The organism is Actinomycetospora aurantiaca, from assembly GCF_037401875.1.
Taxonomy (GTDB): domain Bacteria; phylum Actinomycetota; class Actinomycetes; order Mycobacteriales; family Pseudonocardiaceae; genus Actinomycetospora; species Actinomycetospora aurantiaca.
The window spans coordinates 1-15,721 of sequence record NZ_JBBEGN010000026.1; the positions used below are offsets into that span (position 1 = coordinate 1).

The 15,721-nt window shown below is 74.3% G+C and carries 16 protein-coding genes; 11 read left to right on the forward strand and 5 right to left on the reverse strand.

All coding sequences use genetic code 11. The features are described from left to right. Positions 1 to 171: 171 nt before the first annotated feature. From WCD74_RS28045 to WCD74_RS28055, 3 genes are read right to left on the reverse strand one after another with little or no spacing between them, the layout of a single operon-like run. Entirely contained in the window at positions 172 to 942 is a 771-nt protein-coding gene (locus WCD74_RS28045; protein ID WP_337698217.1) for a crotonase/enoyl-CoA hydratase family protein, read from the reverse strand. Further along, complete coding sequence (locus WCD74_RS28050) at positions 939 to 1,976, reverse strand: LLM class flavin-dependent oxidoreductase (protein ID WP_337698218.1); 1,038 nt, start codon at positions 1,974 to 1,976, stop codon at positions 939 to 941. The genes WCD74_RS28045 and WCD74_RS28050 overlap by 4 nt, the downstream gene beginning before the upstream one ends. Positions 1,977 to 1,983: 7 nt before the next feature. Further along, positions 1,984 to 3,009, reverse strand: a complete 1,026-nt coding sequence (locus WCD74_RS28055) for an LLM class flavin-dependent oxidoreductase (protein WP_337698219.1) — start codon at positions 3,007 to 3,009, stop codon at positions 1,984 to 1,986. A 50-nt stretch (positions 3,010 to 3,059) separates the two neighbouring features. Between WCD74_RS28055 and WCD74_RS28060 the strand changes: the two genes are divergently transcribed. Both WCD74_RS28060 and WCD74_RS28065 read left to right on the forward strand, forming a co-directional pair. After that, positions 3,060 to 3,875 (forward strand): class II aldolase/adducin family protein, encoded by an 816-nt coding sequence (locus tag WCD74_RS28060; protein WP_337698220.1) that lies wholly within the window; start codon positions 3,060 to 3,062, stop codon positions 3,873 to 3,875. A gap of 10 nt (positions 3,876 to 3,885) precedes the next feature. Then, complete coding sequence (locus WCD74_RS28065; protein WP_337698221.1) at positions 3,886 to 4,719, forward strand: amidohydrolase family protein; 834 nt, start codon at positions 3,886 to 3,888, stop codon at positions 4,717 to 4,719. A 79-nt stretch (positions 4,720 to 4,798) separates the two neighbouring features. Here WCD74_RS28065 and WCD74_RS28070 read toward each other — a convergent pair whose 3' ends face one another. Further along, the gene (locus WCD74_RS28070) at positions 4,799 to 5,635 is read right to left on the reverse strand and encodes a PaaX family transcriptional regulator (protein ID WP_337698222.1); all 837 of its coding nucleotides are present in this window, start codon (positions 5,633 to 5,635) and stop codon (positions 4,799 to 4,801) included. Between the two features lie 36 nt (positions 5,636 to 5,671). On the opposite strand from WCD74_RS28070, the gene WCD74_RS28075 reads away from it, so the two are divergent. From WCD74_RS28075 to WCD74_RS28115, 9 genes are all read left to right on the forward strand, one after another. Next, positions 5,672 to 6,943, forward strand: a complete 1,272-nt coding sequence (locus WCD74_RS28075; RefSeq protein ID WP_337698223.1) for an adenosylmethionine--8-amino-7-oxononanoate transaminase — start codon at positions 5,672 to 5,674, stop codon at positions 6,941 to 6,943. A 483-nt stretch (positions 6,944 to 7,426) separates the two neighbouring features. Next, complete coding sequence (locus tag WCD74_RS28080; RefSeq protein WP_337698224.1) at positions 7,427 to 9,793, forward strand: SulP family inorganic anion transporter; 2,367 nt, start codon at positions 7,427 to 7,429, stop codon at positions 9,791 to 9,793. A gap of 11 nt (positions 9,794 to 9,804) precedes the next feature. Continuing rightward, entirely contained in the window at positions 9,805 to 11,013 is a 1,209-nt protein-coding gene (locus WCD74_RS28085) for an 8-amino-7-oxononanoate synthase (RefSeq protein ID WP_337698225.1), read from the forward strand. Positions 11,014 to 11,034: 21 nt separating this feature from the next. Continuing rightward, positions 11,035 to 11,238 (forward strand): hypothetical protein, encoded by a 204-nt coding sequence (locus WCD74_RS28090; RefSeq protein WP_337698226.1) that lies wholly within the window; start codon positions 11,035 to 11,037, stop codon positions 11,236 to 11,238. A 336-nt stretch (positions 11,239 to 11,574) separates the two neighbouring features. After that, on the forward strand, positions 11,575 to 12,207 hold the full coding sequence (locus WCD74_RS28095; protein WP_337698227.1) for a UPF0158 family protein: 633 nt from the start codon (positions 11,575 to 11,577) through the stop codon (positions 12,205 to 12,207). Positions 12,208 to 12,360: 153 nt separating this feature from the next. Beyond that, positions 12,361 to 13,041: a dethiobiotin synthase gene (gene bioD, locus WCD74_RS28100; RefSeq protein ID WP_337698229.1), complete on the forward strand. Its 681-nt coding sequence runs from the start codon at positions 12,361 to 12,363 to the stop codon at positions 13,039 to 13,041. 52 nt (positions 13,042 to 13,093) lie between these two features. Beyond that, complete coding sequence (bioB, locus tag WCD74_RS28105) at positions 13,094 to 14,131, forward strand: biotin synthase BioB (RefSeq protein ID WP_337698230.1); 1,038 nt, start codon at positions 13,094 to 13,096, stop codon at positions 14,129 to 14,131. Then, positions 14,131 to 14,322 (forward strand): biotin synthase auxiliary protein BsaP, encoded by a 192-nt coding sequence (gene bsaP, locus WCD74_RS28110; protein WP_337698231.1) that lies wholly within the window; start codon positions 14,131 to 14,133, stop codon positions 14,320 to 14,322. The genes bioB and bsaP overlap by 1 nt, the downstream gene beginning before the upstream one ends. Continuing rightward, entirely contained in the window at positions 14,319 to 14,948 is a 630-nt protein-coding gene (locus tag WCD74_RS28115; protein ID WP_337698232.1) for a DUF2567 domain-containing protein, read from the forward strand. Before bsaP ends, WCD74_RS28115 begins: the two co-directional genes overlap by 4 nt. Positions 14,949 to 14,955: 7 nt before the next feature. Here the strand turns inward: WCD74_RS28115 and WCD74_RS28120 are convergent, their stop codons facing one another. Continuing rightward, positions 14,956 to 15,717: an LON peptidase substrate-binding domain-containing protein gene (locus WCD74_RS28120; RefSeq protein ID WP_337698269.1), complete on the reverse strand. Its 762-nt coding sequence runs from the start codon at positions 15,715 to 15,717 to the stop codon at positions 14,956 to 14,958. Positions 15,718 to 15,721 lie beyond the last annotated feature (4 nt).

Sequence of the window (15,721 nt, forward strand, 5' to 3'; positions counted from 1 at the left end):
TTCCCAGCGACAGGGCGGCGGGCGGACGCAGGATCCCCGCGACAAGGTAGCGATGGGCGCCCTGTCGTCGGGATTCATCGCGACGGGACGATGAGGCGCTGAGCGGGTCGCGAGAGCTGCACGGGGCAGGTTCCCGACGCCCCGGACCTGCCTGATGTAGCACTCGCGGTCTCAGCCCGAGGTGTCGAAGGTCCCGTGCCGGCCGGCGCCCGCAGCGAAGCGGGCCGCGCCCGGGACCCCCTCGGCCATCAGCGCCGCGAGCCCACCCGAGAACTCGGCCGCGAGCGCGGACTCCTCGTCGAGGCCCTGCTGCCCGAGCACCGACGCTCGGTCGGCGCGCAGGCAGACCTGCGGGAACGCCGCGAGGTCGCGGGCGAGGGCCTGCGCCGCCGACAGCGCCTCGCCGGCCGGCACGACCCGGTTCGCCAGCCCGATGGCCGACGCCTCCGCCGCGTCCACCGGCCGGCCGGTCAGGACGAGGTCCATGGCCCGGCTCGCGCCGATCAACCGCGGCAGCCGGACCGTCCCGCCGTCGATCAGCGGCACGCCCCACCGGCGGCAGAACACGCCGAACACGGCGGTCTCGTCCACGACGCGCAGGTCGCACCACAGCGCCAGCTCCAGCCCCCCGGCCACCGCGTGACCCGAGACCGCCGCGATCACCGGCTTGGACAGGCGCAGCCGGGTCGGGCCCATCGGGCCGTCGCCGTCGGGGTCGGTGCGGTTGCCCGACGAGGTCCCGACGGCGGTCAGGTCGGCCCCGGCGCAGAACACGCCGCCGGCGCCGTGCAGCACGGCCACGGACGCGGAACCGTCGGCCTCGAACGCCCGGAAGGCGTCCGCGAGGGCGAGCGCGGTCGGGCCGTCGACGGCGTTGCGTCGCTCCGGGCGGTCGATCGTCACCGTGGTGACGGCACCGTCGTGCTCCACGTGCACCGTCATCGTGGCGACCATCCCAGGGCGGGGCCGAGCTTCGTGGCCATGTCGGTGAGGATCTGGACGTAGTCGTCGTGCTCGAAGGTGAACGGCAGGGCCCACACGACCTCGCGGACCTCGCGGAACGCCGGGTTCGCGTAGAGCGCCTCGGCGATCTCCTCGGAGCTGCCCACCAGGTCGCGGGCGAACAGCATCTGCCGGGGTCCGTGCGCGACCGCGGTCCGCGGGGTGCGGTGCTCGACGTAGGCCGCGTAGCGCGACCTCTGGTCGGCGGTCGCGGAGTCGGTCGGGATGACGACGAGGCCCTGGGAGACCCGGGCGGCCGTGCCGAGCGGGTGCACGGAGCGGAACAGCTCGATCTGCTCGCGCTGGATGTCGGCGAAGACCCGGGACGCGTCGTCACCGAGGTCGTGCCCCTCGGACTGGATGACGTTGCTGGTGAGCATGGCGAGCCCCTGTTCCCCGGCCCAGCGCACCGAGCGACGGCTCCCGCCGCCGTACCAGACGCGGTCGGCGAGGCCGGGGGACTGCGGCTGGACGAAGTCGGAGAACGACTCGATGCCGTCGACGCCGGAGAAGGAGCTCGCGGGCTCGCCGCGCAGCATGGCGAGCAGGCGGGACACGCGGGTGTAGGAGAGGTCCTCGACCTCGGCGGTGTCCGGGTAGAGACCGGCCTTGACGTCGTCCCAGTGGATGGGTGGGCCGACGCTCAGCCCCGGGTTCATCCGCCCGCCGGACAGCACGTCGACCGTCCCGAGGTCCTCGGCGTAGCGCAGCGGGTTCTCCCAGCCCAGCGGCGTCACGGCGGTGCCGAACTCGATGCGCGAGGTGCGCTGCGACGCGGCCGCGAGGATCGCGATCGGCGAGGAGATCCCGGACTGGAAGTGGCGGTGCCGCAGCCACACGGAGTCGAACCCGAGCTCCTCGCCGAGGACGATCTCGCGCAGCAGGTACTCGTGCCCGGGGGCGGGGTCGGCGCCGTCGTAGGTGCCGAGGGTCAGGAACCCCTGGCGCTCCAGGGGGACACCGGGAGGTGGCATGCCGAGATCATGCCCCGGCGGACCACCCCAGGGCAGGTCCGAGCCGGGTGGCCATGTCGGTCAGGATCTGCACGTAGTCGGAGTGGGCGAACCCGAACGGCAGCGCGAAGACCACCTCGCTCACCTCGCGGAAGGCCGCGTGCGCGTACAGGGCCTCCGCGATCTCCTCCGAGGTCCCGAGGATGTCGCGGGCGAACAGCAGCCGGCCGGGCCCCTGCGGCGACGACGTCCGGGGCGTCCGGCCCTCCACGTAGGCCGCGTACCTCGCGCGCTGCTCGTCGGTGGCGGTGTCGGTCGGGATGACGACGAGCCCCTGCGAGACCCGGCCCGGGGCACCGTCGGGAAGGGCCTGCCGGTAGGTCCGGATGGTGCCGGACTGGATCGCGGCGAAGTCCGGCTCCTCGCCCTCGCCCACCCGCACGACCGACGACGTCAGCAGGTTCAGGCCCTGCCCACCGGCCCAGATCGCGGACCGGTCGCTGGCCGCGCCGAACCAGACGCGGTCGGCCAGGCCGGGGGAGTGCGGCTGGACGTGGTCGGAGAAGACCTCGATGCCCTCCGTGCCGGAGAACGAGCTGGCGGGCTCGCCGCGCAGGAGGTGCAGCAGGCGCTCGACGCGGGTGTAGGTGAAGTCCTCGGCGTCCGCGGTGTCCGGGTACAGCGAGCCCTTGACGTCGTCGAAGTGCCCGGGCGGCCCGACCGAGAGGCCCGGGTTCATGCGGCCGCCGGAGAGGACGTCGAGGGTGCCGAGGTCCTCGGCGTAGCGCAGCGGGTTCTCCCAGCCCAGGGGCGTGACGGCAGTGCCGAACTCGATCCGCGAGGTGCGCTGGGAGGCGGCCGCGAGCACCGTGACGGGGGAGGAGACGCCGTGCTGGAGGTGGCGGTGGCGCAGCCAGACCGAGTCGAAGCCGAGCTCCTCGGCCAGGACGATCTCCTGGAGGAGGCTCTCGTGGCCGGGACGGGGGTCGTCACCGTCGAAGGTGCCGATCGTGAGGAACCCGAGCTTCTCGAGCGGGACGCCAGGTGCGGGCATGACGCCATCATTCCCTTGACCCCGGCAGTGACGCGGCGCACCGTCGGGGGATGGCCGCACCGACGCAGGACCGCCCCAGCTCCGACGACGCGATGCCCGCCCAGGGCCACATCGCGATGCCGCAACCACCGCGGTTCGCGACGGTGGAGGAGGAGCGGCTGCACCGCAAGCAGCAGCTCGCCGGGGCGTTCCGGGTGTTCGGCCGGTTCGGCTTCGGGGAGGGGATCGCCGGGCACATCACGGTCCGCGACCCCGAGGACCCGCACATGTTCTGGGTCAACCCGTTCGGCATGAGCTTCCGGCACATCCGGGTCTCGGACCTGATCGCGGTGAACCACGAGGGCGACGTCGTGCACGGGGACCGGCCGGTCAACCAGGCCGGGTTCGTCATCCACTCGGCGGTGCACGCCGCGCATCCCGAGGTCGTCGCGGCGGCGCACGCGCACTCGGTGTACGGCAAGGCGTGGAGCTCGCTCGGCCGCCCGCTCGACCCGATCACGCAGGACGCCTGCACGCTCTACGAGCAGCACGGCGTCGTGACCGAGGGGCGCGGCGCGGTGGTGCTGGACCCGGAGGTCGGGCGGGCGCTGGCCACCGGGCTCACCGGCCGCAAGATGGTGTTCCACCAGAACCACGGCATCTTCAGCGTGGGGAAGACGGTCGCCGAGGCGGCGTGGTGGTTCATCAACACCGAGCGCAACTGCCAGGCCCAGCTGCTCGCCGAGGCCGCCGGGACGCCGACGCAGATCGACCACGTCAACGCGAAGTTCTCCGCCGAGCAGACCGGCACGGAGTACGCGGGCTGGTTCTCCTTCCAGCCGATCTGGGACGAGATCGTGCGCACCGACCCGGACCTGTTCGACTAGCGTCCGTGCGGTGATCGTCGACGCCCACGTCCACGTCGCCCACCTCGCCCGGCTGAAGGTGTCGTGGGAGACGTGGATCGGGCCGGCGGGCGACGCCGCGGCCTGGGCGGCGATGTACGACGACGACGGTGCGCCGATCCCGGCGCGGGTCAGCGGGTACTTCGCCGACGAGGGCGTCGACCGCGTGCTGATGTTCTGCGAGTACAGCCCGAAGGCCACGGGCTGGCAGACGATCGAGGACGTGCTGCCGGTCGTCGAGCACGACCCGCAGCGCTTCCGCATCGTCGCGAACGTCAACCCGCACGTGCACCACCCGGTCGCCCGGGAGCTCGACCGGCAGCTGGACCTCGGCGCCGTCGCCCTCAAGATCCATCCGGTGCACGCCGGCGTCGCCCCGAACGACCGGGAGCTCTACCCCGCCTACGCCCGCTGCGCCGAGCGTGGGATCCCGGTGATCGTCCACACCGGGCCGTCGTTCTTCCCGGGCGCGACGTCGCGGCACGGCGACCCGGTGCTCATGGACGACGTGATGCGCGACTTCCCCGAGCTGGTCGTGATCCTCGCCCACGGCGGCCGCGGCTGGAGCTATGACGCCGCGGCCTCGCTGGCGCTGACCCGCGAGAACGTCTGGCTCGACCTCGCCGGCCTGCCCCCGAAACGGTTGCCGACCTACTACGCCGCCTTCGGCATGGAGCGGATCGCCGCGAAGTCGATCTTCGGCACGGACTCGCCGGCCGCGAGCCCGGCGCGCAACGTCGCCGCGATCCGCGACCTCGGCCTGCCCGGGCACCTCGCCGACGCCGTCCTCGGCGGGAACGCCGCGCGGGTCTTCCCCGGGCTCTGATTCCCGGCGCGGGGGCTGCGCGAGTGGCGCCCTTCGGACGTCAGGCGTCAGGAACGGACCATTGCTGACGCCCGGCCGGTCAGCCCGACAACGCCGCGAACGCCGCCTGCGCGCCCGGCGCCCACCGCTCGTGCCGGGAGTGGAACACCTCGGCCGCCCGCGCACCCACCCAGTCCGCGGGCAGGAGCTCGGCGGGCAGCTGCGGGTCCAGGAACGGGAAGCGCCGCCAGGCGTCGACCAGCCGGACCTGTGCCGCCAGCACGTCGTCCGGCTCCGGCGCGAGCTCCGCGAACTGTTCGACGAACCCGGCGTAGCGCCCCTCGAGCTCACGGAGATCCCAGGCCTGCGCGACCAATTCCGCGTCGGAGAGCCCGCCGTGGGTGCCGCCGACGACCACGAGCGCGGACCCGTCCAGGCCGACGCCCGCCAACGCCCGGTGCGCCTCCGCGACCCGCGACGCGTCCGGGCACACCCAGACCCCCGGCGCCGGCGAGCCGAGACCGGCCCAGGCCAACTGGGTGCGCAGCTGGTGGCGCAGCGCCCGCTGGGCCTCGGGGACGCTGACGACGAGCACCAGCCACTGCCCGTCCCACGGCTCGCTGCGGGTGCCGTGCGCGTAGATCCGCGCCGCGCCCTCGGAGAGCAGCCGGCGGCCCGAGGCCGTCAGCGACCACCGCACCCGTCGTCCGGAACGCTCCGAGACGACCACCTCGTCGGCCGCGGTCCGCGCCAGGGCCTGCCGGGCGGACTTCTCCTCGACGCCCACGCCGCCCAGCGCGTCCAGCAGGGTCTGCGTCCACACCGGCTCCCCGGCCGGCAGCAGGAACTCGCCGAGCACCGTGAGCAGCAGCGACCGCGCGCTGGTGGCCGCGACCTCACGACGGCGGGAGAACGCCTCGCCCGCCCCCGCCGCCATGGGGAGTGATCGTAGGTGAGCGGCTAGCGTGCGACCGTGTCAACCCTGAGCGCCCTGGACCGCCGGCACGTCTGGCACCCGTACGGCCCCATGCCGGGGCGCTCGGAGCCGCTCGTCGTCACCGACGCCCGGGGCGTGCGCCTGACCCTCGCGGACGGCCGGGAGCTGGTCGACGGCATGAGCTCCTGGTGGGCGGCGGTGCACGGCTACCGGCACCCGGCGCTGGACGCGGCCCTGCACGCCGACGACTTCAGCCACGTCATGTTCGGTGGCCTGACCCACCATCCCGCCGTCGAGCTCGCGACCACGCTCGTCGACATCACCCCCGAGCCCCTCCAGCACGTGTTCCTCGCCGACTCCGGGTCGATCTCCATCGAGGTCGCGGTGAAGATGTGCCTGCAGTACCAGCGCGCGCACGGCCGCCCCGGTCGCACCCGCATGCTGACCTGGCGCGGCGGCTACCACGGCGACACCTTCGCCGCGATGAGCGTGTGCGATCCCGACGGCGGGATGCACGCGCTCTGGCAGGGCTTCCTGCCGCAGCAGGTGTTCGCGGACGCCCCGCCGGCGGCCCACGACGGGCCCTACGACGCCGCCTACGACGAGCACCTCGCCGCCCTCGCCGAGGCACACGCCGACGAGCTGGCGGGCATCGTCGTCGAGCCCGTCGTGCAGGGCGCGGGCGGGATGCGCTTCCACTCGCCGCGCCACCTGGCGGCGCTGCGCGAGATCGCCGACCGGCACGACCTGGTCCTCGTGTTCGACGAGATCGCCACCGGCTTCGGGCGCACCGGGGAACTGTTCGCGGCCGACCACGCCGGGGTCGCGCCGGACGTGATGTGCGTGGGCAAGGCCCTGACCGGCGGCTACCTGACGATGGCCGCGGCCCTGTGCACCTCGAGGGTCGCGGCGGCGGTGAGCGACGAGCGCGGCGGGGGAGGGCTGATGCACGGCCCGACGTTCATGGGGAACCCGCTGGCCGCCCGCGTCGCGCTCGCCAGCGTGCGCGAGCTGCTGCGCCGGGACTGGCGCGGCGAGGTCGCCGCGATCGGAGAGGTCCTGACGACGGGCCTCGACCCGGCCCGGGCGCTCCCGGGCGTGCGGGACGTCCGCGTGCTGGGGGCCATCGGCGTGGTCGAGCTCGACCACGACGTCGACGTGCCGGCCGCGCAGGCGGCTGCGGAGCGTCACGGCGTGTGGCTGCGGCCGTTCCGGAACCTGATCTACACCATGCCGCCGTTCGTCTGCCCGCCCGAGGACGTGGCGCGCATCGCCGAGGGGGTCGTGGCCGCCGCGATCGCCGGATGACACCGATGTGTGAGCCATGTGTGCCCGACATGTCGGGGCGGGCTCGGGCCGGTGCACCCTCCCCGCACGCGCCGGAGACGGGTGGATTCACCTCAACGGGGCAACGGTGCGACCTGGCCCACGCGGCCGAACGGATCAGCGGCACCCCTGCGTGATCATCTCCCCGCTCCGGGTCGCCCCACCCGGCACCTCGACGGGTCGAACGGCGGTTGCCGGTACCGGGAGTCACGTGAACGTCACGTGAACCGGGTTGTGCGCGACCGGTTCCCGGCACACTGCAGGGGTCGCGATGTCCGGTTCGCTCCGGATGTCCCCCTGAGAACTTCACACGCAGTGACAGCCGAGACGACTGCCGCTGTCGACGTCGATGCCGACGGCGAGAGACGCAGACCGCTCGGACCGCCCCGGGCCAGACGTCCCCCAGCAAGGAGGCTGGAGGGACGCGCGTGGCCGAGACGATCCGTCCGGAGGACGTACACGCCCATGAGCGCTCCCGCTCCCCCTCTCTCCGCGGCCCTGACGAGCCTGCGCGAGAACATCCGCTACGACCTGCCCGCGTCGCTGGTCGTCTTCCTGGTCGCCGTGCCGCTCTCGTTGGGCATCGCGGTCGCCTCCGACGCCCCGCTGACCGCGGGCCTGATCGCCGCCGCCGTCGGCGGCATCGTCGCCGGCGCGCTCGGCGGCTCCGCGCTGCAGGTCAGCGGGCCGGCCGCCGGCCTGACGGTGATCGTCGCCGACCTGGTCAACCGCTTCGGCTGGGGCGTGACCTGCGCGATCACGGTCGCCGCCGGGCTGCTCCAGATCGTCTTCGGCTTCACGAAGGTCGGCCGGGCCGCGCTCGCGATCTCACCCGCCGTCGTGCACGGGATGCTCGCCGGGATCGGCGTGACGATCGTGCTCGGCCAGCTGCACGTCGTCCTCGGCGGCGAGCAGCAGGACGACGCGCTGGCCAACGTCCTGGCCCTGCCCGGTCAGCTGATCTCCGCGCACGGGCCGGCGACGATGCTCGGGCTCGCCGTCATCGCGATCCTGCTGGCCTGGCCGAGGCTGCCGAAGGCGACGCCCGCGTGGATCAAGGGCATCCCCGCGCCGCTGCTCGCCGTGGTCGCCCTGACCGTCGTCGCGGTCGTCCTCGCCCTGCCCGTGGTCCGCGTCGAGGTGGGCGGCTCGGTGCTCGACGCGATCTCGCTGCCGATCCTGCCGACCTCCGAGATCGGCGGCGTGATCGTCGGCGTCTTCACCGTCGCGATCATCGCCTCGATCGAGAGCCTGCTCTCCGCGGTCGCCGTCGAGCGGATGCGTCCCGGCACGCCGTCGACGAACCTCGACCGCGAACTCGTCGGGCAGGGCGCGGGCAACACCCTCTCCGGCCTGCTGGGCGGACTGCCCATCACCGGCGTCATCGTCCGCAGCTCGACCAATGCCGCCGCAGGCGCCCGCAGCCGCGTCTCCGCGATCCTGCACGGCGTCTGGATCGTCGTCTTCTCGGTCGCCCTGCTCGGCCTCGTCGAGCAGATCCCGATGGCGGTCCTCGCCGGGCTCCTGGTCCACATCGGCGCCAAGCTCGTCAACGTCGGGCACATGCGCGAGCTGCACCGCCACGGCGAGTTCCCGGTCTACGTCGTGACGATCCTCGGCGTGGTCTTCATCGACCTGCTCACCGGCGTGCTCATCGGCCTCGGCCTCGCGCTGCTCATGGTGCTGCGCCGCGTCGTCTGGGCGTCGATCGAGGTGCAGGAGCCGCGCTCGGAGGGCGGGACCTGGCACGTCGTCGTCGAGGGCGCGCTGTGCTTCCTCTCGGTGCCGCGCCTGTCGCGCCGCCTCGCGCAGATCCCCGAGGGCGCGGACGTCGTCGTGGACCTCGTCACCGACTACCTGGACCACGCCGCCTACGACCACCTCTCCGAGTGGGAGGAGCGCCACCGGCTCGCGGGCGGCACGGTGCGCATCGACGAGGTCGGGACGATGGGCCTGGTCGCGCGCCGGGAGTCCACCGCGGGCGGTCCCGGCGACCGCCGTCCGGGGCCGGTGCCGCGCTTCCTCTCGCCGTGGTCGGTGTGGCAGGCGCAGCACGACGCCACCTACGGCCAGGGCTGGGGGCACGGCCACTCCGAGGACGACGGTCACGAGCACTCCGACGACGCCGACCCGATCCTCACGGGGCTGCGCGAGTACCACCGGCGGGCCGCCGGGCTGGTCGCCCCGTACCTGTCCGACCTGGCCGACGGCCAGGCCCCGCACGCCTGGTTCCTCACCTGCAGCGACTCGCGGGTCGTGCCCAACGTGATCACGTCCTCCGGACCCGGCGACCTGTTCACGGTCCGCAACGTCGGCAACCTCGCGCCGGTCGGCGGCGGGGCGGACGACTCGGTGGGCGCGACCGTGGAGTACGCGCTGGACACCCTGCACGTGCCCACGATGGTGGTCTGCGGCCACTCCGGGTGCGGCGCCATGCAGGCCGTGTCCCGCGAGGTCGACGCCGACACCTCGCTGGGTCGGTGGCTCGGCGGCGCCGCGGAGTCGACGTCCCGCAACCGCGGCGGGCACCCGGTCGGCGAGCACGCCCGCGCCGGCGGGTGGGGCGACGTCGACCAGCTCGCGATGGTCAACGTCGCCGTCCAGCTGGACCGGCTGGCGCGGCACCCCGGAGTCGCCGCGGCGGTCGACGAAGGCCGGGTCCGCCTGGTGGGCCTGTTCTTCGACATCGCGACCGCGCGGATGTACGTCCTCGACGGCGACCGGTTCGTCCCGGCCTCGACCGACCGCCTCGGCGCGGGGGCCTCGTCGACCCCGGCCGAGCCGACGACCACCGCGTTCCCGGTGGCCGACCCGGACGGGGCGCGGACCTAGGCTGTCCGCCCGTGGACGAACCCCTCGGGTGGCTGGACGAGACGGCGCGGGCCCGCCGGCAGGCGGGCCTGCGCCGGACGATCACCCCGCGCGACGTCGTCGAGCCCCTGGTCGACCTCGCGTCCAACGACTACCTCGGGCTGGCCCGCGACCCGCGTGTGGTCGAGGGCGCCGTGGCGGCGACCCGGACGTGGGGGGCCGGGTCCACCGGGTCGCGGCTGGTCACCGGCTCGACCCGGCTGCACGCCGACCTCGAGGAGGACCTGGCCGACCTGGTCGGCGCCCCGGCCGCCCTCGTGTTCTCCAGCGGCTACACCGCCAACCTCGGCGCGGTGACGGCGCTGTCGGGCCGCGGTGCGGTGGTGGTCAGCGACGTGGCGGCGCACGCCTCGCTGGTGGACGCGGCCCGGCTGTCCCGGGCGCGGGTCGTCGTCTCGCGGTGCTCCCGCCCGGCCGATGTCGACGCGGTGCTCGCCGAGGCGGACGAGCGACGCCGGCTCGTCGTCACCGACGGCGTGGACTCCGTGGACGGCGGGCTCGCGCCGCTGGCCGAGCTGCACGCCGTGTGCCGGGCGCGCGGCGCGATCCTCCTGGTCGACGACGCGCACGGGCTGGGTGTGCGCGGTCCCGGCGGCGCCGGGCTCGTGAGCGAGGCCGGCCTGGCGGGGGAGCCGGACGTCGTGACGACGGCGACGCTCTCCAAGTCGCTGGGGTCGCAGGGCGGGGTGGTGCTGGGGTCGGCGGCGGTGGTCGCGCACCTCGTGGACGCCGCCCGGTCGTTCATCTTCGACACCGGCCTGGCGCCCGGGTGCGCGGGCGCCGCGCTGACCGCGCTCGGGGTGCTCCGGGCCGAGCCGGACCGGGTCGCCGCCCTGCACGCCGCGGCGGCGTCCATCGCGGCCTCCGCGCGCTCGGCGGCCCCGACGCTCGGCGTCCCCGAGCCCACCGCCGCGATGGTGCCGGTCGTCCTCGGCGAGCCGGAGCTCGCCGTCGCCGCCCGGGACGCCTGCGCGGCCGCCGGGCTCCGCGCCGGCTGCTTCCGCCCGCCGTCGGTCCCCGAGGGCACGTCCCGGCTGCGGCTGACCGCCCGGGCCGACCTGTCCGGCGACGACCTCGCCCTGGTCGACCGCGTCCTGCACGACGTGCTCGGCCCGATCGTGGGCGGGTCCCGGAGCAGCGGTGCCGTGCCCGGGGTGGCATCCTGGCGCCCGAGCTTCTGAATCGATGTGGAGGAGATCGTCGTGACCGTCACGGACAGCCCTCAGGCGTTCCGGCTCTGGCACTGTGGCCGCTGCCGTCGCCCGCTGACCGAGGCCTCCGACTACCTGCGCTGCCACTGCTGCGGCGCCGTGCACGACGTGGACGGGACCGCCCGCCCGGACGTCGAGGCCGCCGAGCGCCCGGCGCCCGACCCGAACGCCGTGCGCGTGCGGAACTGGCTGTAGCGCCGCCCTCCGATCCGAGCGAAGGGCCCCTTCGGTCGGCTGGACGGGCCAGGGGCGCCCATCGCCCGTGCGGCGTCGACCCGGCCGTGGGCGCCCACCGCCGGTTCTATCGAGCGGAGGGCCCCTTCGCTCGAGATCCGTCCCACAAGATCTCGTTCCGACGAGCGAAGGGGGGCGGGGACCGATCGGTCCGCTCCGTCGGACGAGATCTTCGCTGACGACGAGCCCGGCGCCCCTCCCGCACGCGGGGACGGGGACGACACACTCGCCCGCATGGAGGACGAGGACCCGCGTCCCGCGCTGAGGGGTGCCACGTACCGCGGGGACGGAGAGACGGTGGTCTCCGTTCTCGGCCGCCTCGACCCGTGGGAGTACCTGCAGATCGGCGGCGACGGACTGCTCCTGGCCCTCGTGCAGCGTGTGGGAGGCGCGGCGGAGCTGGCCGAGCGCTGGGTCGAGATGCTGCGCGAGCGCGACCGGGAGGGGGACGCCGAGCTCGCCGATCAGATCGAGGCGCGACTCGGCCGGGCACCGTCCCCGATGCTCCGTCCCCTCACGATCGACCTCGAACAACTCGCCGATGTCCTTGAGGGAGACCCGACGAGTCCGGGCGGACGGATCGACCTCGGCACCGGGGAGGTCTGGCCGATCTTCGACGACTTCCTGATGGACCAGGCGGCCGACGAGGACGACGGCGAGGACCGGGAGTGGCTGGAGGTCCCGTGCCTCGGGTCCCGGGCCTCCTACCGCGACATGCAGGACTTCATCAGCACTCTCGATGACCCCGGACGGCGCGATCGGCTGGAGATCGCCATCGAGGGCCGGGGTGCCTTCCGTCGCTTCAAGGACCGCCTATGGGACGACGAGCGCGCACGATGGCACGGCTTCTCCGAGGAGCGCCGACGGGGCCGCGCGCGAGCCTGGCTCGCCGATGCCGGCTACGCCGCGAGTCCACGTCGGGCCCCGTGAGGTCGAGCGAAGGGCCCCTTCGGTCGGCTGGACGGGCCGGGGGCGCCCATCGCCGGTGCGGCGCCGTACCGGCCGTGGGCGCCCACAGTCGGCTCTACCGACCGAGGGGCGCCTTCGCTCGACACGCGCACCCGGCGCCTACGCTCGCTACCCGTGCGCACGATGATCGTCACGGGGACCGGGACCGGCGTCGGGAAGACCGTCGTGACGGCGGCCGTGGCCGCGCTGGCGGCGGCGGCCGGGGAACGGGTCGTCGTCGTGAAGCCCGCGCAGACCGGGATCGGGCCGGGGGAGCCCGGCGACCTCGCCGACGTCGAGCGGCTCACCTCCCACCGCGTGCGGACCCTCGAGCTCGCCCGCTACCCGGAGCCCCTCGCGCCGGCGACGGCCGCACGCCGCTCGGGCCTCCCGCCCCTGCACGTCGCGGACATCGAGAAGGCACTCGCCGGGATCGACGACGCCGACCTCGTCCTCGTCGAGGGTGCCGGCGGACTGCTGGTGCGCCTGAACGACGACGGCGAGACCCTCGCGGACCTCGACCTCCCGGTCCTGCTCGTCGCCACCGCCGGGCTCGGCGTGCTGAACTCCGCCGCGCTGACCGCGGAGGCCCTCGGCCGGCGCGGGAGGGAACTGGTCGGGACCGTCGTCGGGGCCTACCCGCAGGAGCCCGACCTCGCCGAGCGCACCAACCTCGACGACCTCCCCGCCGTGACCGGCGCACCGCTGCTCGGTGTCCTGCCGGCGGACCTCGGCGGCGCGTCGACGGACCGCTTCGAGGCCGCCGCCCGGTGTGGCCTGCATCCCCTCCTGGGTGGGCAGTGGAGTCAGGGCTGACCGGTGAGGCAGACTCCGGACCGTTCGACCCCCGACGCATAGGAGCGACCGCGTGACGACGGCGAGCACCGACACCGCGACCGGCGCCACGGGCGGGACCGACATCCTGGCCGTCGCCCGCGAGCAGGTCCTCGAGCGTGGCGAGGGGCTCTCCGAGGCGCAGGTGCTCGAGGTGCTGCGGTTGCCGGCGGAGCGGTTGACCGAGGCGTTGGCGCTGGCCCACGAGGTGCGGATGCGCTGGTGCGGTCCGGACGTCGAGGTCGAGGGCATCGTGAGCCTGAAGACCGGCGGGTGCCCGGAGGACTGCCACTTCTGCTCCCAGTCGGGGCTGTTCGACTCGCCGGTGCGCGCGGCGTGGCTGGACAAGGACCGTCTGGTCGAGGCCGCGAAGCAGACCGCGAAGACGGGCGCGACGGAGTTCTGCATCGTCGCGGCGGTGCGTGGGCCGGACGAGAAGCTCATGGAGCAGATCCGGGTCGGGGTCGCGGCGATCCGCGCCGAGGTCGACATCAACGTCGCGTGCTCGCTGGGGATGCTGACCCAGGACCAGGTCGACCGGCTGGCCGCGATGGGCGTGCACCGCTACAACCACAACCTGGAGACCGCGCGCAGCCACTTCCCGGAGGTCGTCACGACCCACACCTGGGAGGAGCGCTGGGAGACCCTGCAGATGGTGCGGGCGGCGGGCATGGAGGTCTGCTGCGGGGGCATCGTCGGGATGGGGGAGACCCTCGAGCAGCGCGCGGAGTTCGCCGTGCAGCTCGCGGAGCTCGAGCCCGACGAGGTCCCGATGAACTTCCTGATCCCGAACCCGGGCACGCCGTTCGCGCACCTGGAGGTGCCGCAGGGCCCGGACGCGCTGATGACGATCGCGGCGTTCCGGCTCGCGATGCCCAAGACGGTGCTGCGCTTCGCCGGCGGCCGGGAGCTGACCCTGGGCGACTTCGGCGCGGAGCAGGGGATGCTGGGCGGGATCAACGCGATCATCGTCGGGAACTACCTGACGAACCTCGGGCGGCCGGCCGAGCAGGACCTCGAGATGCTGGACACCCTCAAGATGCCGATCAAGGCGCTGAACGACACCCTCTGATGTTCTGCTCCTTCTGCGGCGGCGAGGCCGCGTCCGGCGACCACGAGCACTGCCGGGCGCGGTTGTCGGCGATCGACCCGCCGCGGTACTGCCCGGAGTGCGGCCGACGGATGGTCGTGCAGGTCGATCCGATGGGCTGGACCGCGCGCTGCAGCCGCCACGGCGAGACGACGAACGCGGCGCAGCGGTGACACCCGAACCGGCCGCCGAGGAGTTCGTCCGGGAGGAGCCGCGCGGCCTGCTGGCGCGCGCCGAGCTGCTCGACGACCTCCGTCCGACGCTCGTGACCATGGTCGCCGTCGTCCTCGCCGGCGTCGTCCTCGGACTGCTCTGGGCGTTCGTGGCCCCCGGACAGGCGATCGTGACGACGGCGTCCGGCGCCAGCTCCCCGCTCGCGGCCGAGTCCGACCACGTCTTCGACGCCACCGCGATCTTCTTCCTGCTCGCCGCGGCGTACGGCGTGGTCGTCGGCGTCCTCGCCTGGCGCCGGGTCGCGCGGCGGGGGCCCGTGACCCTCCTCGGGGTCGGCATCGCGACGACGGCCGGGGCGTGGGTCGCCGCGTTCGTCGGCACCCGACTGGTCGGCCCGTTGACCGACCGGAGCTCCATCGGGGTGCTGCTCGACCGGGCCGAGGCGTCCGGGAGCGCCGCGGCCGGCCCGCCGGTCCCCGCCACGCTCTCGACGCTGCCGGCCACGCTCGGCTCCTTCTGGACGGTGCTCGCCGCCGGCGTCGGCGCCGTGCTCGCCTACCTGCTCTGCGCGATCGCGCTCGGCGAGGACGACATGGCCCGCCCGGAGGTCCCCGCCGGCGAGTGAGCGCGGGTCAGTTGTCGCTGGAGGGCACCGCGAACTTCGCCGTCGGCGCCCACACCGCGCCCAGGCGCCCGAGCAGGGTCGCCTCCCGGCTCATGGCGTGCGAGACCAGCTCAAGGCGCGCCTTGGGACAGGTCTGCTCGAGCAGCTCCTGGCGGTCGGCGAGCGGGAGGAGGCAGTCCGCGGCGAGCACGTGCGGGAGCACCGTGACGTCGACGTCGGTCTCCTCGACCGACACCGGCGGCGCCGCGGCGTCCGCGTCGGCCTCGTCGCCGTCGGGCTCGTCGACGTCGTCGACGTCGGTGTCCTCGAGGCCGGCGGCGAGGTCCCGGTCGGCGTCGCGCCGGTAGCTCCAGGCCGTGGTGCAGTAGCGCCGGTGGGCCGCGCGGGCGGCGCGCTCGAGCGGCTCGAGCTCGGCGGGGTCGTCGCCCTGCAGGTCGGGGACCCACTCGACGGTCGCGGTCAGGTACGGCGACGACGTCGCGTCGATCTCGAGGAGGCGGAACCGGCGGTCGCCGGTGGTCAGCATGTCGAACCGGCCGTCGGGCAGGCGCCGGACCTCGCGGAGCGCGGCGGTGCAGCCGATCTCGTGCAGCCCCGCCACCCCGTCGTCGGGACCCCAGCCCTCACGGACCGCGACCACCCCGAACTGCTTGCCGGGGACCGCCCCGGTGACCAGGTCGATCGTCATCTGCCGGTAGCGGGGTTCGAAGATGTGCAGCGGGAGCGGCGCCCCGGGCAGCAGCACGGTGCCCAGCGGGAAGAGGGGCATCGTC

Bases quoted from the DNA above. Each gene is read 5' to 3' on its own strand.
- WCD74_RS28045 (WP_337698217.1), bottom strand. From the start codon at position 942: ATGACGGTGCACGTGGAGCACGACGGTGCCGTCACCACGGTGACGATC.
- WCD74_RS28050 (WP_337698218.1), bottom strand. From the start codon at position 1,976: ATGCCACCTCCCGGTGTCCCCCTGGAGCGCCAGGGGTTCCTGACCCTC.
- WCD74_RS28055 (WP_337698219.1), bottom strand. From the start codon at position 3,009: ATGCCCGCACCTGGCGTCCCGCTCGAGAAGCTCGGGTTCCTCACGATC.
- WCD74_RS28060 (WP_337698220.1), top strand. From the start codon at position 3,060: ATGGCCGCACCGACGCAGGACCGCCCCAGCTCCGACGACGCGATGCCC.
- WCD74_RS28070 (WP_337698222.1), bottom strand. From the start codon at position 5,635: ATGGCGGCGGGGGCGGGCGAGGCGTTCTCCCGCCGTCGTGAGGTCGCG.
- WCD74_RS28080 (WP_337698224.1), top strand. From the start codon at position 7,427: ATGAGCGCTCCCGCTCCCCCTCTCTCCGCGGCCCTGACGAGCCTGCGC.
- bsaP (WP_337698231.1), top strand. From the start codon at position 14,131: ATGTTCTGCTCCTTCTGCGGCGGCGAGGCCGCGTCCGGCGACCACGAG.
- WCD74_RS28120 (WP_337698269.1), bottom strand. From the start codon at position 15,717: ATGCCCCTCTTCCCGCTGGGCACCGTGCTGCTGCCCGGGGCGCCGCTC.